This window comes from Cognatitamlana onchidii, from assembly GCF_004804355.1.
GTDB classification, from domain to species: domain Bacteria; phylum Bacteroidota; class Bacteroidia; order Flavobacteriales; family Flavobacteriaceae; genus Cognatitamlana; species Cognatitamlana onchidii.
This window is the reverse complement of record NZ_SRWZ01000001.1, coordinates 158,147-178,057: the sequence shown is the minus strand read 5'-3', so window position 1 is coordinate 178,057 and position 19,911 is coordinate 158,147. Positions and strand designations below refer to the sequence as shown.

Annotated in this window: 19 protein-coding genes; 8 read left to right on the top strand and 11 right to left on the bottom strand. The window is 35.4% G+C overall.

What is annotated here, in order from left to right:
• Nucleotides 1-72 precede the first annotated feature (72 nt).
• The 3 genes from E5D58_RS00845 (at nucleotide 73) to E5D58_RS00835 (ending at nucleotide 5,049) form a co-directional block, all read left to right on the top strand.
• A complete protein-coding gene (locus E5D58_RS00845) occupies nucleotides 73-654 on the top strand; it encodes an NUDIX hydrolase (RefSeq protein WP_136479938.1) in 582 nt (193 codons plus the stop codon).
• 222 nt (nucleotides 655-876) lie between these two features.
• Entirely contained in the window at nucleotides 877-3,207 is a 2,331-nt protein-coding gene (locus E5D58_RS00840; RefSeq protein ID WP_168796604.1) for a T9SS type A sorting domain-containing protein, read from the top strand.
• A 228-nt stretch (nucleotides 3,208-3,435) separates the two neighbouring features.
• Entirely contained in the window at nucleotides 3,436-5,049 is a 1,614-nt protein-coding gene (locus E5D58_RS00835) for a SulP family inorganic anion transporter (protein ID WP_136479936.1), read from the top strand.
• Here the strand turns inward: E5D58_RS00835 and E5D58_RS00830 are convergent.
• The 3 genes from E5D58_RS00830 to E5D58_RS00820 form a co-directional block, all read right to left on the bottom strand.
• Nucleotides 5,046-5,588, bottom strand: coding sequence for an acyl-CoA thioesterase (locus tag E5D58_RS00830; protein WP_136479935.1), 543 nt, complete (start codon nucleotides 5,586-5,588; stop codon nucleotides 5,046-5,048). The two genes, E5D58_RS00835 and E5D58_RS00830, sit on opposite strands and share 4 nt — an antisense overlap.
• Nucleotides 5,589-5,611: 23 nt before the next feature.
• A complete protein-coding gene (coaD, locus tag E5D58_RS00825; protein ID WP_136479934.1) occupies nucleotides 5,612-6,067 on the bottom strand; it encodes a pantetheine-phosphate adenylyltransferase in 456 nt (151 codons plus the stop codon).
• Between the two features lie 68 nt (nucleotides 6,068-6,135).
• Nucleotides 6,136-7,110, bottom strand: a complete 975-nt coding sequence (locus tag E5D58_RS00820) for a D-alanine--D-alanine ligase (protein ID WP_136479933.1) — start codon at nucleotides 7,108-7,110, stop codon at nucleotides 6,136-6,138.
• Nucleotides 7,111-7,293: 183 nt separating this feature from the next.
• On the opposite strand from E5D58_RS00820, the gene E5D58_RS00815 reads away from it, so the two are divergent.
• Both E5D58_RS00815 and E5D58_RS00810 read left to right on the top strand, forming a co-directional pair.
• Complete coding sequence (locus E5D58_RS00815; RefSeq protein WP_136479932.1) at nucleotides 7,294-7,851, top strand: PASTA domain-containing protein; 558 nt, start codon at nucleotides 7,294-7,296, stop codon at nucleotides 7,849-7,851.
• Between the two features lie 2 nt (nucleotides 7,852-7,853).
• Nucleotides 7,854-8,891 carry an RluA family pseudouridine synthase gene (locus E5D58_RS00810; RefSeq protein ID WP_136479931.1) on the top strand — a complete coding sequence of 346 codons (1,038 nt, stop codon included), beginning with the start codon at nucleotides 7,854-7,856 and terminating at the stop codon, nucleotides 8,889-8,891.
• Between the two features lie 26 nt (nucleotides 8,892-8,917).
• On the opposite strand, the gene E5D58_RS00805 is transcribed toward E5D58_RS00810, so the two are convergent.
• Nucleotides 8,918-9,205: an antibiotic biosynthesis monooxygenase family protein gene (locus E5D58_RS00805; protein ID WP_136479930.1), complete on the bottom strand. Its 288-nt coding sequence runs from the start codon at nucleotides 9,203-9,205 to the stop codon at nucleotides 8,918-8,920.
• Nucleotides 9,206-9,378: 173 nt separating this feature from the next.
• Between E5D58_RS00805 and yaaA the strand changes: the two genes are divergently transcribed.
• On the top strand, nucleotides 9,379-10,137 hold the full coding sequence (gene yaaA / locus E5D58_RS00800) for a peroxide stress protein YaaA (protein ID WP_136479929.1): 759 nt from the start codon (nucleotides 9,379-9,381) through the stop codon (nucleotides 10,135-10,137).
• 1 nt (nucleotide 10,138) lies between these two features.
• Here the strand turns inward: yaaA and E5D58_RS00795 are convergent, their stop codons facing one another.
• Nucleotides 10,139-11,371: a M48 family metallopeptidase gene (locus E5D58_RS00795; protein WP_136479928.1), complete on the bottom strand. Its 1,233-nt coding sequence runs from the start codon at nucleotides 11,369-11,371 to the stop codon at nucleotides 10,139-10,141.
• A 26-nt stretch (nucleotides 11,372-11,397) separates the two neighbouring features.
• Nucleotides 11,398-12,192 (bottom strand): TrmH family RNA methyltransferase, encoded by a 795-nt coding sequence (locus E5D58_RS00790; protein WP_136479927.1) that lies wholly within the window; start codon nucleotides 12,190-12,192, stop codon nucleotides 11,398-11,400.
• 82 nt (nucleotides 12,193-12,274) lie between these two features.
• Between E5D58_RS00790 and E5D58_RS00785 the strand changes: the two genes are divergently transcribed.
• Nucleotides 12,275-13,060, top strand: a complete 786-nt coding sequence (locus tag E5D58_RS00785; protein WP_136479926.1) for a DUF6503 family protein — start codon at nucleotides 12,275-12,277, stop codon at nucleotides 13,058-13,060.
• 44 nt (nucleotides 13,061-13,104) lie between these two features.
• On the opposite strand, the gene E5D58_RS00780 is transcribed toward E5D58_RS00785, so the two are convergent.
• Entirely contained in the window at nucleotides 13,105-14,154 is a 1,050-nt protein-coding gene (locus E5D58_RS00780) for a DUF3810 domain-containing protein (RefSeq protein ID WP_235835810.1), read from the bottom strand.
• Between the two features lie 92 nt (nucleotides 14,155-14,246).
• On the opposite strand from E5D58_RS00780, the gene E5D58_RS00775 reads away from it, so the two are divergent.
• The gene (locus E5D58_RS00775) at nucleotides 14,247-15,707 is read left to right on the top strand and encodes an aminoacyl-histidine dipeptidase (RefSeq protein WP_136479924.1); all 1,461 of its coding nucleotides are present in this window, start codon (nucleotides 14,247-14,249) and stop codon (nucleotides 15,705-15,707) included.
• Between the two features lie 14 nt (nucleotides 15,708-15,721).
• On the opposite strand, the gene yidD is transcribed toward E5D58_RS00775, so the two are convergent.
• From yidD to E5D58_RS00755, 4 genes are all read right to left on the bottom strand, one after another.
• Complete coding sequence (gene yidD / locus E5D58_RS00770; RefSeq protein ID WP_136479923.1) at nucleotides 15,722-15,946, bottom strand: membrane protein insertion efficiency factor YidD; 225 nt, start codon at nucleotides 15,944-15,946, stop codon at nucleotides 15,722-15,724.
• A 46-nt stretch (nucleotides 15,947-15,992) separates the two neighbouring features.
• Complete coding sequence (cysS, locus tag E5D58_RS00765) at nucleotides 15,993-17,474, bottom strand: cysteine--tRNA ligase (RefSeq protein ID WP_136479922.1); 1,482 nt, start codon at nucleotides 17,472-17,474, stop codon at nucleotides 15,993-15,995.
• Nucleotides 17,475-17,504: 30 nt separating this feature from the next.
• A complete protein-coding gene (gene folE / locus E5D58_RS00760) occupies nucleotides 17,505-18,182 on the bottom strand; it encodes a GTP cyclohydrolase I FolE (protein WP_136479921.1) in 678 nt (225 codons plus the stop codon).
• A gap of 186 nt (nucleotides 18,183-18,368) precedes the next feature.
• A complete protein-coding gene (locus tag E5D58_RS00755) occupies nucleotides 18,369-19,910 on the bottom strand; it encodes an OmpP1/FadL family transporter (RefSeq protein ID WP_168796603.1) in 1,542 nt (513 codons plus the stop codon).
• Nucleotide 19,911 lies beyond the last annotated feature (1 nt).

Below are 19,911 nucleotides of genomic sequence, written 5' to 3'. Positions count from 1 at the left end.
TTTTTCACAACGTGCCGTGTTTTCCTAAAAATGATATTTTTACCAGATACAAAATACTAATAAGGATTTACTATGTTTAAAATTTTTGTTGGTGATAAGCCAATAATTTTGACTTCGAAAGTTGAAAGAGAAACCAATTTCAAGAATTATTTACTTAAGACGGTAAATCTACCAAAAGTGATACGAAAACTGAATGCTTCTGATTTACAAGAGGTACGTTTAATCCACAAAAATGAAGATAAACTACTCAAAAAATTTTTGAAGAAGCTTCCAAATGTTGTGGCTGGGGGAGGTAAAGTTTTTAATCAAAATGGCGATGTTTTGTTTATCTACCGAAATGATAAATGGGATCTTCCAAAAGGTAAGGCGGAGCGAAATGAAACTATCGAGGAAACTGCTATACGCGAAGTATCGGAAGAAACAGGTGTTAGCGGTTTGCAAATAACCAAGCCTCTGGAGGTTACTTACCATATTTTTAAACGCAATGGGCGTTACAAAATAAAGGTTACTTATTGGTTTGAAATGAAAACAGATTTTAATGGTAAACTTTATCCTCAAGAAAATGAAGGAATTACCAAAGTGGCATGGTTAAATGAAGGTGAAGTGCTAAAGGCTCTAGATAATTCGTATGCCAATATCAAACAATTGGTTTAGCGCTTTCATTAGTTTTCCATCACTTGAATCAATAGAAATACTTTTATTTTTCTTGCTTTTTGCTCTGTAAATTAAGTGAATAGGAATATGTTTACAAAATAAACCCTTGTTGGAATAGTTTTTCGATAAACAGTTAATTTTATTGTTTAATAAAATGTTAAAATAATTAAACAAAATAAATTAATGTTTAACTTTGCTTATAATAACTTAAACAAAATTAGCATGAAAGCAAAACTATCTTACCAAACTCCCAAACTACTTTATCTATTTGTTTCTATTTTGTTTCTCAATTATATGCCAACCGCAGCTCAAACAGCACAATCTTTCGGTGCTGTAAAATGGGGTGTAATTGAAGGTTTTGAGTTTACAAACGGTCATGAATCTGTTCAGGTGAAAGAAGGAAGCAGTTACGCTTTCGATGATTTACCGGGTCACTTTTATCTTAATGCACATGTTTCAGGATATGCGCAAAGCGTGAAATTTGAAGTGACCAATATTGACACAGGAGAGGTGTTAAGTATTGTAGAAAACCTCCCACCATATACATTTCCTGCAGGAAATGGTGATTGGGATATAGGTAAAGGAAGTTTTGCTATCACAGCGACACTGTACAAAAAGGATAATGCAGAGGAAGAAATACAAACCAAAACGATTATGTTTATCATTGGAGATACTAATTGCTCGGCTATGGCAGGAACAATGAGTACGGATATGCCAATGGTAAGCTTGATAGATGGTAAGGCTACAGTACAAGCGATGTCTAATGGAGATGCTTATATTCCAGACGGTTATGTACAGGCTTATGTACTCACTATGGGCGAGGGCTTAGTTATAAAAGGTTTAGGAGAGACTCCAGAGTTTAAAGTAGAAGAAGCGGGTGATTACACGATTCACAGTATTGTCTTTGATCCAGAGACCTTAGATACCAGTATTGTCGTACCAGGTCAGACAACAGGCTTTGATGTTAATGGATTATTGATTCAAGGCGGCGGTATGATATGTGCGAGTTTAGATGTAGCAGGAGCTAAGGTTAGTGTAGAGGAGTGTAAAGCTATGGCAGGAACAATGAGTACGGACATGCCAATGGTAAGCTTGATAGATGGTAAGGCCACAGTACAAGCGATGTCTAATGGAGATGCTTATATTCCAGACGGTTATGTACAGGCTTATGTACTCACCATGGGCGAGGGCTTAGTTATAAAAGGTTTAGGAGAGACTCCAGAGTTTAAAGTAGAAGAAGCGGGTGATTACACGATTCACAGTATTGTCTTTGATCCAGAGACATTAGATACCAGTATTGTCGTACCAGGTCAGACAACAGGCTTTGATGTTAATGGATTATTGATTCAAGGCGGCGGTATGATATGTGCGAGTTTAGATGTAGCAGGAGCTAAGGTTAGTGTAGAGGAGTGTAAAGCTATGGCAGGAACAATGAGTACGGATATGCCAATGGTAAGCTTGATAGATGGTAAGGCCACAGTACAAGCGATGTCTAATGGAGATGCTTATATTCCAGACGGTTATGTACAGGCTTATGTACTCACTATGGGCGAGGGCTTAGTTATAAAAGGTTTAGGAGAGACTCCAGAGTTTAAAGTAGAAGAAGCGGGTGATTACACGATTCACAGTATTGTCTTTGATCCAGAGACCTTAGATACAGATATTGTCGTACCAGGTCAGACAACAGGCTTTGATGTTAATGGATTATTGATTCAAGGCGGCGGAATGATATGTGCGAGTTTAGATGTAGCAGGAGCTAAGGTTAGTGTTATGGAATCTGAAGTGTGTGTAGTGGATTCAGGAAGCATGTATTCTAAAAACCCGATTAATTGTTTAACAGGTGGAATTGCATCGATTTCAGCGAGAATCAATGATGCCTCAACAATTCCATCAGGGTATAGCCAATTATTTGTACTTACTGAGGCCTTTTCTTTGACTATTTTAGGAGTGTCTAACACACCTGAGTTTGAAGTTTCAGAAGGTGGCTTTTACAGAATTCACAGTTTGGTCTACAATCCTGAAACTTTGGATTTGAGTGGTGTTGTTCCGGGTCAGACTACGGGATTTGACGTAGTAGGTATCATAAATGACAATGATATTTGTGCCTCATTAGATGTTCAAGGTGCTGTTAATCTTGTAATAGGTTCGAGATGGTTCTGCTATTTCTTTAATAAATACTTTAACAGAGGTGATGTGACTAGTAAGAGTGGTTCAAATAAAGGAGATGACGGACTTGACTTAGAACAATTGATTAGCCAATATAACAGTTATGAAGATTTTAAAAATGCTTTTATCGATGACAACATGGAAACTAGATTTTATCCAAATCCTGTAGTAAATGTTTTAAATGTAGAAATGGAGGTTTTTGACCAAGAAGTTATGAATTATAGTGTTATGGATGTTAGCGGTCGTTTAGTAATGAGTGGGGCGGCCAAAGATTTAGAATATGGTAAACAAACTCTTGATTTTAGTCGTCTAAATTCAGGTGTGTATTTAGTACAGTTTGTTTCAGACCAGCGTACGATAACTAAGAAAATTATGATTAGAAACTAGAATGAAAAAGAAAAATAATTTGTTTTATTAGTTTAGTTGATTCATTGGAAAGCCGTTATTACTAAAATAACGGCTTTTTTATTTGGTAACAAAAGTTAAGATTTTGTCTTTAGTTTTTTTCTGAGGTTCCATATTTCAAACGATTGCGTGTATTTGAATCTAAAATATAAAGCCTCAACTTGCAGGTCAATATAATAAACGTAAATTTGCAGCTTCAATAAAATTAACATGACTGAATTCATAAGAAAACGAGCAGCAAATGCCAAGAATGATATATTAAGTGGAATTACAGTAGCGCTTGCTTTGGTGCCAGAGGCCGTAGCTTTTGCCTTTGTAGCAGGAGTCGATCCATTAGTTGGTTTATACGCTGCCTTTATGATTGGTCTAATCACTTCCATTTTTGGTGGTCGGCCAGGAATGATTAGTGGAGCCACGGGTGCTCTTGCAGTTGTTATGGTTAGTCTGGTGGCAGAAGGAAATGCCATGGGGGCTGAAGGCGAGCAGCTAGGCTTATATTATCTCTTTGCTACCGTTATTCTCATGGGAATTATACAAATGCTTGCTGGCATTTTTAAACTAGGAAAATTTGTTCGACTCATTCCTCATCCTGTTATGATGGGTTTTGTCAATGGTTTGGCAATTGTGATATTTTTGTCTCAATTGGGAATGTTTAAGGATGTAAATGGTGATTGGTTCTCTGGAAACCAATTATATATTATGTTGGCCTTGGTAGCTCTTACTATGGGTATTATGTATGGATTACCTAAGTTAACTAAAAAACTCCCAGAAGCACTTATTGCTATTTTAGTAGTATCTGCTATCGTTATTTTTGGAAATTTAGAGGTGGCAACTGTTGGGAGTTTTATTAGAGATGGCGGAGGCGAAGGACTTAAAGGCGGCTTACCTCAATTTCAATTTGACATTTTTAGTAAAGTACCTTTTAATTGGCAAACCATTAAGTTTATTGGACCCTATGCTTTAATTCTTGCCGCTATTGGTTTAATTGAATCCTTAATGACTCTTAATTTAGTCGATGAACTCACGGAAACTAGAGGGAATGCCAATAGAGAATGTATGGCTCAGGGAGGTGCTAATATTATCACTGGGTTTTTTGGTGGTATGGGAGGTTGTGCCATGATTGGTCAGTCCTTAATCAATATCAAGTCTGGAGGAAGAACTAGATTGTCTGGAATCGTAGCAGCCGTTTTATTATTGGTGTTTATTTTATTTGCATCAGGGTTAATAGAACAAGTGCCTATTGCTGCTTTAGTGGGTGTTATGTTTATGGTGGTTATCGGAACTTTTGCATGGAGTAGTTTTAGAATCTTAAATAAAATTCCAGTGAGCGATGTTATCGTTTTAGTAGCTGTATCGTCGTTAACCGTAATTTTTGATTTAGCTATAGCCGTAATAGCAGGCGTTATTATTAGTGCCTTGGTGTTTTCATGGGAGAATGCAAAACGTATTCGGGCTCGTAAACGAATGAAGGACGATGGTACTAAGGTTTATGAAATTTGGGGGCCTTTGTTTTTTGGATCAATTATTGCTTTTAATGAAAAGTTTGATGTGAAAAATGATCCTGATAAGGTTGAAATAGATTTTGTTGAATCAAGAGTTAGTGATCATTCAGCTATTGAAGCCATTTATAGTTTAGTTGAAAAGTATGAGTCTGCAGGAAAGCAGGTAAAATTAAAGCATTTGAGTGAAGATTGTAAAGTGCTGCTTTACAAATCAAATCCGAAATTCCGAGAGGTTATTGTTGAAGACATTGAGGACCCAAGATACCATTTGGCAGAAAATCCAGAAGCATTTACAAAAGGGCTTTCAGAATACAAGTTTTAAACTGTATGTATCTGCGGATCCGTATTAATGATATTTTTATCATTATTAAATAAGTCTAATACCCATTGAGGAGGGGGCTTTTGTTCTTTAGCACCAATTTCTTTCATGATATCAGATAAGGCCGTTGGAATATCTTTTTTCCAAACCAGAGATCTTGTTATTCCAACAGCTTTGATCTCATTGTTTTGTTTGAAATAATGAAGATGATAAACCCATTTTTCATCAAGGCCACTACTTTCTAATGTTAAAGTAAATTTTGTGAATAGTTTTAATGGTTTTCTGTAAATAATCTTTTGAGAACCCAGAGTCGGTGCTAACCCGCGTCTCACTATGGCTTTAAAAAGCTTAGATCTTGCGATAAGCTCCCAACGAATAAAATCCATATAAACTGGATATTTTGAGGCTGTCATAACACGCAGGCCATCGCAATCAAATAAGCCCACTCTAAAGTCTCTGGAGATGGTTTGGTTATATTCAACTTTATTCTGAAAGTTTCTTAAGATTAAAATTTTTAGGATAGTAAACCAATAATAAATCATAGAAACTCTTATTTACATAGGTGTTATGTTACCCGAACACTATTAGGAACCAATTTCGTGTAATCACCATTATTCCTAATAACATCACGAACAATATTTGATGCTATATAAGAGGTGTCCGCCGAGGTAAGCAAGAAAACAGTTTCAATAGGAGCTAGGTCTCTATTGGTGTGAGCAATAGCTTTTTCAAATTCAAAATCTGCTGGATTTCTAAGGCCTCTAAGAATAAATTCAACACCAATGTCTTTACAATAATCTACGGTAAGTCCTTTATAAGTTATAACCTTTACTTTTGATTCGTTTTCAAAAGTTTTTTCAATAAAAGCCATGCGCTCTTCTAAAGTGAACATATATTTCTTATCGGCATTAACCCCAATGGCTACAATAATCTCATCAAATAGCGTAACGCCTCGTTTAATAATGTCATAATGGCCCAGCGTAATGGGGTCAAAAGAACCAGGAAATAAAGCACGTTTCATGTTAATTAATATTTTGTTCTCGAACAAGAGAAAACGTTCTTAAGTAGCTTTTCAAAGATAGTTATAAATTATTTTAGGGCTTCTTCTATGGCATTATCAAATAATTCTGCTAAAGAAATACCCGCTACTTCAGCCTGCTGTGGCAGTATGCTTTCTTTGGTCAGGCCAGGAATGGTATTCATTTCTAATAAATGGGGTTCTCCATTTTTAAATATAAATTCACTTCGACTAAAACCTGTCATTTTTAAGATTTCATAAATCTTCTTTGCTTGTTTATGGACCTTATTTTCCTCTTCTTGGCTTAATCGCGCTGGTGTAATTTCTTGAGATTTACCCTGGTATTTGGCTTCATAATCAAAGAAGTCGTTTTCAGAAACAATTTCGGTTATGGGGAGTACTTTAGTTTCACCCTTATAAGTTATTACCCCAACAGAAACTTCCTTACCCTCCAAAAAGGATTCAATTATAATTTCATCATCTTCTTTAAAAGCAATTTCTATAGCTTCATTAATAGCCTCTTTTTTATGAACTTTACTTACTCCAAAACTACTCCCTGCTTTATTGGCTTTTACAAAACAAGGAAGCCCTACTTTGTTAATTATAGCTTGTTCGTCGATGGGATCTCCATAGTTTAGGTAATAGGATTCGGCAGTTTTTACGCCATATGGCTTTAAAACACTTAGTAAATCTCTTTTGTTAAAGGTTATAGCCGCTTGATACATATTGCAACTAGTGTGTGGGATGCCTAATAATTCAAAATAACCTTGCATATAACCATTTTCACCAGGCGCCCCGTGAATGGCGTTAAAAACACAATCGAATGTGGTTTTAAAACTACCTACGTTTATTGAAAAGTCGTTTTTATCAATTGAGAATTCGGTTTCTTCTTCGTCAACATAAACCCATTTGTCTTTAAAAATATGAATCCTGTAGGCATTATATTTTTCGGGATCTAATGCCTCATAGACCACATTTCCGCTTTTTAACGATATTTTATATTCGCTGGAGTAGCCACCCATTATAATGGCAATATTTTTTTTCATAAGAACTAAGCTACTTCGTATTTAAAATAATTTCTACTCATTGAGATTTTAATTCATTTCAAATTAATAAACTAAAACTTATATTAAAACGTATTTATTATAAGTCAGGCTAAAATATCATATAAATTGCAAAACAAAAAACTGTTCGGTTTTTATATATTTGCTTAATTCAAAATTCCATAAATGAGTCTTATAAAATTTCTAACTAGCAAATCTTTTTTAAAGCAAATAGTGTTGGCGGTAGTTGCCGTTTTTGTGCTTTGTTTTGTGTTATTAAAATGGCTAAATACATCTACGAATCACGGCGATTTTGAAACGGTTCCAGACTTAAAAGGAAAATCTATTGATGTTGCTCAGGTGGCACTAGAAGATAATAATCTGGTTATGAAAATTCAAGATTCTGCTAACTATAACCCTGATTACCCAAAGTTTTCGGTAATTGAACAGGAGCCTATTGCTGGATCTAAGGTAAAGGAAAACAGAAAAATATACATTACACTAAATCCTTCTGGATATAGAAAGATGAATATTCCCGAAGGTTTAATAGATAAAACATTTCGTCAGGTAAAGCCAACGTTGGAAGCTTTAGGTTTTAAAATTGGAAAAACTACCTATGTAAACAATATAGGTAAGGATATTGTGCTTAAACTAACTCACAAAGGTAAAGCCCTAAAGCCTGGTGATAAACTAGAAAAAACATCGGTTATCGATTTTCAACTTGGTAACGGTAAGCGCCCCTAAAAATGGATAACTACACGCCTCAGTTGCCCGACGACAATGATTTGTATGAGCATCATGCATTTACTGTAGATAAGGGACAAACACCGCTAAGAATAGATAAATACTTAATGAATTTTGTAGAAAATGCTACCAGAAATAAAATTCAAGCAGCTGCTAAAAATGGAAGTATTTATGTGAATGGAAGCCCTGTGAAGTCGAACTATAAGGTTAAGCCAGATGATCAAATTCGTGTGCTTTTTGCGCACCCGCCTCATGAAAATTTATTGGTAGGAGAAGCGATTGACATTGATGTGGTTTATGAAGATGAGGCGCTTTTGGTGGTTAATAAGCCGGCAGGTATGGTTGTGCATCCTGGCCATGGAAATTATTCGGGAACCCTAATTAATGCCTTGATTTATAGATTTGATAATCTTCCAAATAACTCAAGCGAACGCCCTGGCTTGGTTCATAGAATTGATAAAGACACCAGTGGTCTTTTGGTTATTGCTAAAACAGAACAAGCTATGGCTAGTTTATCACTTCAATTTGCCGAAAAAACTAGCGAGCGTGAGTATGTGGCGTTGGTTTGGGGAAATATAGAGGAAGATAAGGGAATTATAGAAGGTAATATTGGAAGGCATCCTAAAAATCGTTTGCAGAATACCGTTTTTTTAGATGACGAATCAAGTAAAGGTAAATCTGCTGTTACACATTTTAAGGTTTTAGAGCGCTTAGGTTATGTGACTTTGGTTTCTTGTAAACTAGAAACAGGAAGGACACACCAAATACGCGTGCACATGAAATATATTGGGCATACCTTATTTAATGATGAGCGCTATGGCGGTGATAAAATATTAAAGGGCACTACATTTACAAAGTACAAACAGTTTGTAGATAACTGTTTTAAGGTGCTGCCTAGGCAAGCACTTCATGCTAAAACTCTTGGTTTTACACACCCTACTACTGGAGAATTTATGAAGTTTGATACATCAATTCCGGACGATATGCAACAATGTATAGAAAAATGGAGAGGCTATGTGAAGCATCAAGAGTTTGAGTAATTTTTTTAACACGATAAAAACATCGACTAGTTTCTTAATTGAAATAGAATATCTAAAATTTCAATATCCGGGGCTTCAATAACTTCATAAGCTTCAGGAATACTAGAGGCTAAATCAGACGATTTATAAGCCATCAAGGATGCTTTTGAATCCCAAACATAAATGCCTCCATACTGGCCATCGTTGTTTATTTTTACATAATACTTTTGCAACAAACCGGGTATAGTCTCGAATTGAGGTTTACGGTCATGCGCTCTTTTAAGGAGTTCTTCTTCTGGTAAGCCAGATTTTAATCGAATAATTTGTAAAATCATAATGTGTCAATTAATATGGTTGATTATAATTCTTAAAGTTAGAGCTTTTTTCAATAGCGCTTGTTTAAACTTCGAGTATCAATTCTATTTATATTCGAATTAAAAATAATTCTTAGCTCCCATTTTAATACTAATTAAGTAATTGTAAATTTGAAATGAAAAAGTAAAATACCATGAAACTCGTAATATCTCCTGCTAAGTCATTAAATTTTGAATCGGAACTACCTTTTGATGTGGGCACAGAGCCTTATTTTTTAAAACGGGCGGAGCGTTTAAATAAGCTCCTTAAAAAGAAATCTGCTAAGAGTTTGTCCAAACTTATGAGTATCTCTGATGCATTAGGGCAACTAAATTATGAGCGAAACCAAGTATGGTCCTTGCCCTTTACAAAAGATAATGCTAGAGCCGCTGTATATGCGTTTAATGGTGATGTTTACAGAGGTTTAGATGCTTATACTATCCCTAAAGAAAAAATGACCACATTACAAAATACGGTTCGCATCCTTTCTGGACTTTATGGCATACTAAGACCAACAGACCTCATACAAGCCTACCGCTTAGAAATGGGTACTAAAATGCCAGTGGGAGTAAAAAAGAATTTATATGAATTTTGGAAAAAAGACATTACAAAATATTTGAATGATGAGCTCGATGATGACGAAGTTTTCTTGAATCTTGCTAGTAATGAGTATTTTAAGGCAGTTGATAAAAAGCACCTTAAAACCCCTGTAGTGACGGCTAATTTTAAGGATTTTAAGAATGGGCAGTATAAAATGATTTCATTTTTTGCCAAAGAAGCTCGAGGTTCAATGGCCAGGTATGTTATTGATACCAACGCGCAAACCGTTGATGATTTAAAAGGATTCAACTATATGGGTTACGGCTATAGCGAGGATATGTCCAAAGGAAATGACCTTGTTTTTATTAGATAACCTACTGTCTTAAATTTTTTATTCGTTCTAATAAAGTTGGGTGCGAATAATGCATAAATACATACGCTGGGTGTGGTGTTAAATTGCTTAAGCTATTTTTAGATAATTTTTTTAGTGACGTGATAAGCGGTTCTCCTTTATAGGTGTTTTTTGCATAATTGTCTGCTTGGTACTCAAATTTTCGAGAAAAAATATTCATAATTAAACCAGTAACTTCAGAGATTGGAGAATACAGAAGCCCAAAAGCAATTAATCCAATGTGAAAGCTGGGAATATTTACGCCCAATGCCTGAGATAACAGTGGGTTTGAAATAAACAAGGATAAAATATACAGTGTTAAGCCTGTAAGTAAAATAGAGGCAACGAGATTAAAAATAATGTGTTTTTTTTTGTAATGTCCTACCTCATGAGCCAAAACAGCAACAATCTCCTCATCTTCTAAATCATTGATTAAGGTATCATAAAGGGTCACTCGTTTTTCTCTTCCAAATCCTGAAAAATAAGCATTGGCCTTTGTGCTTCGTTTAGAACCATCGATAACAAAAATTTTATCTAATTTGAAACCCACAGTTTTAGCGTATTCAGAAATCTTATCACGAAGGGTTCCTGTTTCTAAAGGAGTTTGTTTGTTAAATAAAGGGACAATCAATTTGGAATAAAACATATTCATAAATAGGGTAAAAGCAGCAACGACGCCCCAAGCATATAGCCAGAATAAATTTCCGGTAGCTTGATAGAACCATATAATTAAAGCTAAAATGCAACCACCAATTATAGTCATCATCAACCAACCCTTAATTTTATCTAAAAAGAATGTTTTTTTCGTAGTCTTGTTAAATCCAAACTTTTCTTCAATAACAAAGGTGCTATAATACGAGAATGGTGTTGCTAAAATGTCGTTTCCAATCATGATAATTCCAAAAAATACTAGTGCTATTATGATAGGGTTATTGCTAGTGTTTCTGGCAATGTTATCTACAAACTCGAAACCATCAAACATTAAAAAAGCTATGGTGAGAATTGTGGAAAAAGTTGAGCTAAATAAACCAAACTTATAAGTAGTCCCCTTATAGTTTTGTGATTTTTTATATTCTTGTTCATCATAAACATCTTCAAGTTCTTTAGGAAGCGTATCGTTAAAATGTTTTGCGTTTAAGGTATCAAGAATCTTGTCAATAATAAAATTGATGACTATTATGGCGATGATGATGTAGAACAAACTCTGCGAGCTCATAAATCTGGTGTTTTTCTATTAAATTTTTAAAGGAAACGACGTTGCCTTTTGGCTTCAAAAATAAGAATTCCTGCAGCAACAGAAACATTCATGGAATCTATTTCTCCCTGCATTGGTATAATAATATTTTGAGTAGATTGGGCACGCCATTCTTGGCTTAAACCTGTAGCTTCAGTACCTACCACAATGGCTGTTGGTTGCGTAAAGTCTTGAGTATGGTAGTTTACAGATTCTTGTAAAATAGCACAGTAGATATTAATGTTTTTTAATTTTAAAAAGGCGATAATTTCGGTAGTGGTTCCTGTAGCAATTTGATTTGTAAAGACACAACCCACACTAGAACGAATAATGTTCGGATTGTATAAATCTGTTTTAGGGTTGGCTATGATCACAGCGTCAACATTTGCGGCGTCAGCAGTTCTTAAAATGGCACCAATATTTCCTGGTTTTTCAGGGGCTTCCGCTACTAAAATAAGTGGATTTTTATTATTTAGATGTAGCTTATCAAGCGTATTAACTTTTGATTTTGCAATCGCCATAACTCCCTCGGTAGTACCCCTGTAAGCTAGTTTTTGATACACTTCAATAGAAATCTTAATAAGATCAATTGGCTTATCTGTTAAGTCGTCTAGTTTACTTTGTAGAAATAGTTCAGGGCAGAATAAAACGGTCTCTAAATTATAGCCTCCTTTAATTGCCAATGCAATTTCTCGTTCACCCTCAATTAATAAAGTTCCTGTTTTTTTTCGTTCACGCGATTTTTCTTTTAACTGAAAAAGGTGCTTTACGTATGTGTTTTGTATACTACTAATTGCTTTCATAATGCGCACACAAAAGTAATTGATTTTATGTAATTAATGCTGCAGCTTTACGTCAAACGATCAAATAAACACAATGATCTCAATGAAAAATATAATTTACATTCTACTAATCACTTTATTGCTATCGTGTAAAAATAAAACGGTTATTAATAGTACTCAAGTAAATAGTGTTCAAAGCTCTCAGGTTAATACATATCCAGAAAGTGTCTCAAGAGTTTTTAAAGCTCATGGAGGCCTAGATCGTTGGAATGCCTTGAGAACCTTACAGTTTACAATGAATAAGCCAAATGGAAAAGAAGTGACATTGACCGATTTGAGAAATAGAAAATCGCTTATATCTACAAATAAATTCCAAATTGGTTATAACGGAACAGACGTTTGGATAAATCAAGATTCTTTGCATTATAAAGGGGACCCAAAGTTTTATTATAATCTGATGTTTTACTTTTATGCTATGCCTTTTATTTTAGCAGATAGTGGTATTAACTATGAGAATGTTGAGCCATTAGAGTTTGAAGGTGCCACATATCCGGGAATAAAAATTTCTTATGATGCAGGAGTGGGAGAATCTCCTGAAGATGAGTATGTTTTGTATTACCATCCAGAAACTTATAAAATGGCATGGTTAGGCTATACTGTAACTTTCTTCTCTAAAGAGAAAAGTAAAGAGTTTCATTTTATAAAGTACGGCAATTGGCAAGACGTGGAAGGCATGTTGTTGCCAGAAACAATAAGTTGGTACAATTATGATAATAATTTGCCTACAACAAAACGAAATGATCTACAGTTTGTTGATGTTAAAGTGTCAAAAGAGAAACCAGATCAAACCGCTTTTAATCCTCCCCAAGATTCCGAAATAATTGAATAATTACAAATTATAATAATCAACTTTATTTATATCAAATTTCTTGTTTATAGGGTTTTCCCATTTAAATAGTTTACGAGTAGTGCAACCACGTAGCTATAGCTTTCCATGCCCTTACTTTGTTTATTGGCTTTTAAATAGCCCCCATAAAACATTTTAAAGAAAGGTTCCGCTGGGTTTTGGTGCGCCTCCCAAAATATTCTAATTTCCTCATAATTTTTTAAAATGCCAGGGTTTACCGTTTTAATCAAGACCTCATAAAGGGCTTCATTGCGTCTGTAAACTTCGTTGAGGCAGAAGCGTAACCCAAAGGTATAGCCGGTATATTTTATATAGTCATCATGATGACTTATGGAGGCCAAAAAACCAATAAAGTTGGCTTCGTTTTCGGCAGCATAACCTAATTGATGGGCTATTTCATGAGCAGCTGTGGTAGGGTATTTGTAAATAGGAACGAGTCCATCTACATGAGCCTCATTTGTTAAAGGGTTTAAATAACCACTAAACCCCATATAGGTTAGTGGGTAACTAAATAACGATTTTTTAATACTTACAGGGGAATAATCAAGGTTTGGAAACGTAGCTTTTAAAGCTTTATAACCGTCAGGAATTTTATCGAATATCTCGGCTTTTGTGTAAGGTACTAAAACAGGTAAGGAATCATTATCGACTAATCCGATGTGTAAGTCATTTGATTTTTTAATCAGATTTTCCGTAACCTTTAATAGCTGTTCGGTGTTATAGTCATGTTGCAATCCTAGATTTTTATGTAAGGGTAAACGATGGTAATTCATGCCCCAGAACAAATGAAAGGCAAAATAGAAAAATGACAATGCGGCAGCAACATCGATGAACCAATGTTTGGTGTCTTTTCTTAAGCGCTTCCGGTTTTTATACAGCCAACGTAGCCCGTATATAAGAGTAAAGGTATATACAAAATCACCAAACGAAAAAGGAAGCCAACCCAACACAAACCGAAATAGTTTTGCTAGCCATTCGTAAATACCGTTGCTATAATAGCGTTCAACAAATTCAGGATGATTGGATAGTAGCCGCACTAAAATAATTTGCGGAATTATAGCCAGTGCTAAAAGCATTTTTTTCTTTTTCAGCATATATCAAAAATAGAAAATTGATTATAAAAACAGCCTATCTAAAACGTATCTTTGTATAACAAGATTTTAAAACTATGAGTACAGAAATAAGACAACTAGAACCAAAAGTACTGTGGAATAAATTTGCTGATTTAAACGCCGTACCACGGCCATCAAAAAAAGAAGAACGTGTTATTGCGTTTATGAAGGCTTTTGGCCAAAATTTAGGCTTAGATACCGTAGTAGACTCGGTTGGGAATGTAATTATTAAAAAACCAGCAACTCCTGGAATGGAAAATAGAGCTACTGTCGTTATGCAGTCGCATTTAGACATGGTGCATCAAAAAAATAATGATACCGTTTTTGACTTTGATTCTCAAGGTATAGAGATGTATATCGATGGAGATTGGGTAAGAGCGAAAGGGACAACATTGGGAGCAGATAATGGCTTGGGCGTAGCAACTATCATGGCTGTTTTAGAAAGTTCCAATATTCCACATCCAGCTATTGAAGCACTGTTTACCATAGATGAGGAAACTGGAATGACAGGCGCGATGGGCTTAAAAGGAGGTTTACTTCAAGGAAGTATTCTTTTGAATTTAGACACTGAAGAAGATGATGAAATTGGGGTAGGTTGTGCTGGAGGTATTGATGTAACCGCAAAACGAACTTATAAAGAAGAAGAAACTCCAGAGTTTAAGGTTGGCTATGAGATTCAAGTAAAGGGTTTGCAAGGTGGGCATTCTGGCATGCAAATTCACGAAGGACTTGGAAATGCCAATAAAATTATGAATAGATTGTTGTTTGATGGTTTTGAAAATTATGGATTACGTATTTCTGAAATTGATGGCGGAAGCTTACGAAACGCGATTCCTAGGGAAAGTACAGCTATTGTAGCTATTGATGCTGTTCATGAAGATGCCTTTATTTTTGATATGGCCATGGCAACTAACACAATAAAAAAAGAGTTGAAAACAAGAGAGCCTGATTTAATAATTGAGGTTTCTAAATGCGATGCCCCTAAACATATTATGGATCTTGGAGTGCAGGAAGGTTTTACAAGAGCCATGTGCGCTGCTTTAAATGGCGTGTATAGAATGAGTGCTGATATTCCAGAATTGGTTGAGACATCCAATAACATTGCTAGGGTAGTGGTTAAAGATGGGACTATTCATGTGGGTTGTTTAACTCGCTCTTCTATGGATAGTTCTAAAATGGATTTGGCAAATACCTTACGTGCAACGTTCGAGCTAACAGGCTGTGAAGTGGAGTTTTCTGGAGATTATCCAGGGTGGACTCCTAATATGGACTCGACCATTCTAAGGATTATGACCAATATTTATGAAAAATTAAATAAGGAAGAACCTCATGTGGCTGCATGTCATGCTGGTTTAGAATGCAGTATTTTGGGGCAGAATTACCCCGATATGGATATGATTAGTTTTGGACCAAATATTAAAGGTGCGCATTCACCAGACGAACGGGCTCAAATTTCTTCTGTTCAAAAATATTGGAAATTTGTTTTAGAGATTTTAAAGCATATCCCGAAAACATAAGTCTGCTATTTGCCCTAAGGCACAGGATCATAACCTGATCCACCCCAAGGGTGACATGAAAAAATACGCTTTATAGTCAGCCAGCCCCCTTTTAACAAACCGTGCTTTTTCAAGGCCTCTTTGCTGTAGTGCGAACAGGTAGGTTGAAATCTGCACGTGGCTGGTGTGAGTGGAGAAATAAACATTTGGTATATCCTTATCAAAAATAAAAAAGGCGCAATTACTAACTTTTTTATCATAATAAATATCGCCAACCCTTGGTTGTTACTGTAACAATTTAAATGATTAATTCACTGTAAAGGTTGTCCCGTCTTTACCATCTTTTAGTTGAATACCAACCTCGGCAAGTTCATCTCTAATTTTATCAGATAATGCAAAATCCTTATTGGCTCTTGCTTCCTGTCTTAATTTTATTAACACATCTATGGCACCAGAAAGTTTATCTGTTCCAGAATCTGTATTCACGGTGTTTTCCAAGCCTAAAATATCATAAACAAAGTTATAAATGGTCTTTTTTAATAACTCTAAATCATCCGCAGATATAGTTTCCGAACCCTCTTTAATTTGATTAATAAATTTTGCGGCTTCAAATAAATGAGCAATTAATATTGGGGAATTAAAATCATCATTCATCGCATCATAGCACTTCTGTTTCCACGCTAATATATCAATTGAAGATGTAGACGATGCATTTAGACTATTCAATAAATTTACAGCATCCATTAATCTATAAAACCCTTTCTCACTTGCTAACAAACCATCATCTGTTAAATCTAACACACTTCTGTACGATGATTGTGCATTAAAGAACCTGATTACGCTAGGAGCGTAGGCTTTACTAAAGAATTTGTTGTTTCCTGATAATAATTCATTGGGGTTAACCGTATTTCCTGTGGTTTTAGACATACGTTGTCCGTTCAATTCAAGCATATTGGCATGCATCCAATAATTAACAGGACTTTTACCTTTTGCTGCTTCATTTTGAGCAATTTCACATTCATGATGTGGAAATTTTAAATCCATACCACCACCATGAATATCAAATTGTTCACCCAAGTACTTTGTACTCATTGCGGTACATTCCAGGTGCCAACCAGGGAATCCATCGCTCCAAGGGGAGGGCCATCTCATAATATGTTGCGGTTCTGCCTTTTTCCAAAGTGCAAAATCTTGAGGGTTCTTTTTATCGCTTTGGCCATCAAGTTCTCTGGTGTTATGAATAAGGTCGTCAAGCTTACGTTTACTCAATTTTCCGTAGGCATTGGTTTCGTTAAACTTATGAACATCAAAGTAAACAGAACCATTGATTTCGTAGGCATAGCCATTCTCAATAATCGTACTAATTAATTCTATTTGCTCTATAATATGGCCAGTTGCTGTAGGTTCAATGCTGGGAGGGAGGAAGTTGAAAGTATTTAGAATATTGTGAAAATCAACAGTGTAGCGTTGTACCACTTCCATTGGTTCAATTTGTTCTAATCGCGCTTTTTTTGTGATTTTATCTTCCCCTTCGTCCGCGTCGTTTTCTAAATGTCCAGCGTCGGTAATGTTTCTAACATAACGTACCTTATAACCCAAATGTTTCAGGTACCTAAAAACCATATCAAAAGACATAAAGGTCCGAACATTTCCTAAATGTACATTGCTATATACCGTAGGACCACAAACATACATGCCAATATGGCCTTCGCTTATAGGTTTAAAAATTTCTTTTTTTCCAGAAAGGGAATTGTATATTTTTAATTGCTGCGATTGGTATAGCTGCATTTCGGAATGTTAAATAGTTATTTATTTGGCTTAAAATGTTGTGTCTAGTTTGATATAATCTAGAAATTCCCGGCGTGTAGCCATGTCTTTGAATTTACCTCCAAACTCTGAAGTAACGGTACTACTTTCTATATCTCTAATACCTCTTGAATTTACACAAAGGTGCTTAGCATCTATAACGCAGGCAACATCTTTAGTTCCAAGAACTTCTTGAAGTTCTCTTACTACTTGAATAGTAAGGCGCTCTTGAACCTGCGGACGTTTGGCAAAATAATCTACGATTCTATTCATTTTAGAAAGACCAACAACAGTGCCATTTGAAATATAGGCGATATGTGCTCGTCCAACGATTGGTAGTAAATGGTGCTCGCAAGTAGAGTACACGGTAATGTTTTTTTCCACGAGCATTTCACCGTACTTGTATTTGTTTTCAAAAGTAGAGGCGCTTGGTTTTTTGTTCGGATCTAGACCTCCAAAAATTTCTTTAACAAACATTTTCGCAACTCTATTAGGTGTTCCATTAAGGCTGTCGTCTGTTAAATCAAGACCTAAGGTCTCCATAATATGCCTTACATCATCCTTGATGATGTCAATTTTTTCTTCATTAGAAAGTTTAAAAGCATCGTTACGCAGAGGTGTATTCTCTGAGGTCCCTACATGATCATTTCCTAAGGCGTCAAAATCCTCTAAATTATTATCAAATTTCATCTGTAATAGCTCAAAATTTAATTTGCAAAGATAAGCATTTCTCTTTTTACCCCCTTAGACTTAGCAAATTATTAATATAACATGTTAGTCTCCTCAAATTAATCGAAATTACAATTCATTTAGGATAAATAAAATAGACTGAGACTCTGTGCTCTTCCAGACTATTTTAAATTGTATTTAATTGCTTTATATATTAAAGGCTAACGTAAATGTGAAATTTTGGTTTTTCGTATTCAGATTGGCAGAAGGAGGTGTTCCAAAATTTAAATTATATAAGCTGTTTTGAGATGATCTTTCTGCATGATCATAAGCTAAATCTAATCTAACATTACCAAAGTTAAGACCTAAACCGAAAGAGTATCCAGTTAAATCACCCACTGTAGTTTCATCAACATAAGGACTTTCTTCAAACCTGTAGCCACCTCGTAAGCTTACTTGTTTTATTTTGTACTCTGCTCCGAATCGATAAGTAGAGGCGCTCCTAAAAACATTACGCATAATATCATTTTGGTCTGCAAAGAACTCGTCGTAAGTAGGAGTAAACCTAGTTTTGCTATAGTTGGTATTAGAATAATCAAAGCTTAGAATGCCGCGTTTTGCAAAAACATAAGCTAAACTTCCTGTGAATATAGCTGGTGATTGTAAATTATACCTTGGGTAAATATTTAAAATGCCTGGGTTAATTGAAATAGGTGTTGGTGTACCATTTTCATCGCGAATAGTGGACACAGATTGTGAAGTTTCCTCATCTATTGAATACCAAATAGGAGAATTATAAACAACTCCAGCTCTTAATTCTGGGGTAATCTTTACAATGGCTCCAAGTTGAAATGAGAACCCTGCTCCACGAGAAGATAAACTATTTCTAAAATCGATACTGTTTATATACGATCCTTGATTATTATTGTCCTCCAGCAGAATGGTAGATCTGTCGTAGCGCATAAAGTGTGAATTTAAATTTAATCCAAGTGACAGTATATTTTGGTATTGAGTTGCTAGATTAAAACTCATTTTTGAATTGTAGCCTGATGCAATATATGTATAGTTATGATCAAAAGTTCCTGCAGCTACATTGGCAAAGTATGTCGTATTATCATCATCATCAAATTCGGGATCTAATATGTAAGACTCGTAACCTAAAAAACCTTGCTGATGCGCAAAACCAAAAGAGTCTCCAATATTTCTGTATGCTTGCGATATTGATTCATCAGGAAGTGCCGAAATATCCACTAGTCTTTTGCCATCTGCGTAGTCGTAAAAATAACTAGCAACAGAATTACTAAAATCAGGATCGTTAGAATCATTTATGCCTCTAGCAATCCAAGTGCTATTGTGATTATTGGTTCTTTCATAATTAAAAGACAAAGCAAATTTATTCCATGGAGAACTTGTGTTACTCCTAAAAATAAAGGCGGCTCCCCCTTGATTTATGTTAAATTTGGATTCGTCAGACGCTGTAATACCACGAAAGTATTCAGTAGTGTTTTCTACACCAAGCACCGAGCCTGTTACAGAAGCACGACTTTGGCTAAAAATAACAGATCCAGCAGGGTTTAAACTAACTGCGCTTAAATCGCCTCCAAGTGCTCCAAATGCACCGCTCATAGCTCTAAAACGAGCAGTTCCATGAATTTCGTTTTGAGAATACCTGAGGGCATCGCTAATGTCTTGAGCATGTAAAGCAGACATAGCCATAATTGCTATGAATAGTAAATTTAACTTTTTCATA

Bases quoted from the DNA above. Each gene is read 5' to 3' on its own strand.
- E5D58_RS00755 (WP_168796603.1), bottom strand. From the start codon at position 19,910: ATGAAAAAGTTAAATTTACTATTCATAGCAATTATGGCTATGTCTGCT.
- E5D58_RS00840 (WP_168796604.1), top strand. From the start codon at position 877: ATGAAAGCAAAACTATCTTACCAAACTCCCAAACTACTTTATCTATTT.
- E5D58_RS00830 (WP_136479935.1), bottom strand. From the start codon at position 5,588: ATGATTTATTATTGGTTTACTATCCTAAAAATTTTAATCTTAAGAAAC.
- cysS (WP_136479922.1), bottom strand. From the start codon at position 17,474: ATGCAGCTATACCAATCGCAGCAATTAAAAATATACAATTCCCTTTCT.
- E5D58_RS00845 (WP_136479938.1), top strand. From the start codon at position 73: ATGTTTAAAATTTTTGTTGGTGATAAGCCAATAATTTTGACTTCGAAA.
- E5D58_RS00835 (WP_136479936.1), top strand. From the start codon at position 3,436: ATGACTGAATTCATAAGAAAACGAGCAGCAAATGCCAAGAATGATATA.
- E5D58_RS00820 (WP_136479933.1), bottom strand. From the start codon at position 7,110: ATGAAAAAAAATATTGCCATTATAATGGGTGGCTACTCCAGCGAATAT.
- E5D58_RS00780 (WP_235835810.1), bottom strand. From the start codon at position 14,154: ATGCTTTTAGCACTGGCTATAATTCCGCAAATTATTTTAGTGCGGCTA.
- E5D58_RS00795 (WP_136479928.1), bottom strand. From the start codon at position 11,371: ATGAGCTCGCAGAGTTTGTTCTACATCATCATCGCCATAATAGTCATC.
- E5D58_RS00790 (WP_136479927.1), bottom strand. From the start codon at position 12,192: ATGAAAGCAATTAGTAGTATACAAAACACATACGTAAAGCACCTTTTT.
- E5D58_RS00810 (WP_136479931.1), top strand. From the start codon at position 7,854: ATGGATAACTACACGCCTCAGTTGCCCGACGACAATGATTTGTATGAG.
- yaaA (WP_136479929.1), top strand. From the start codon at position 9,379: ATGAAACTCGTAATATCTCCTGCTAAGTCATTAAATTTTGAATCGGAA.
- folE (WP_136479921.1), bottom strand. From the start codon at position 18,182: ATGAAATTTGATAATAATTTAGAGGATTTTGACGCCTTAGGAAATGAT.
- coaD (WP_136479934.1), bottom strand. From the start codon at position 6,067: ATGAAACGTGCTTTATTTCCTGGTTCTTTTGACCCCATTACGCTGGGC.
- E5D58_RS00805 (WP_136479930.1), bottom strand. From the start codon at position 9,205: ATGATTTTACAAATTATTCGATTAAAATCTGGCTTACCAGAAGAAGAA.
- yidD (WP_136479923.1), bottom strand. From the start codon at position 15,946: ATGATAAAAAAGTTAGTAATTGCGCCTTTTTTATTTTTGATAAGGATA.
- E5D58_RS00815 (WP_136479932.1), top strand. From the start codon at position 7,294: ATGAGTCTTATAAAATTTCTAACTAGCAAATCTTTTTTAAAGCAAATA.
- E5D58_RS00785 (WP_136479926.1), top strand. From the start codon at position 12,275: ATGAAAAATATAATTTACATTCTACTAATCACTTTATTGCTATCGTGT.
- E5D58_RS00775 (WP_136479924.1), top strand. From the start codon at position 14,247: ATGAGTACAGAAATAAGACAACTAGAACCAAAAGTACTGTGGAATAAA.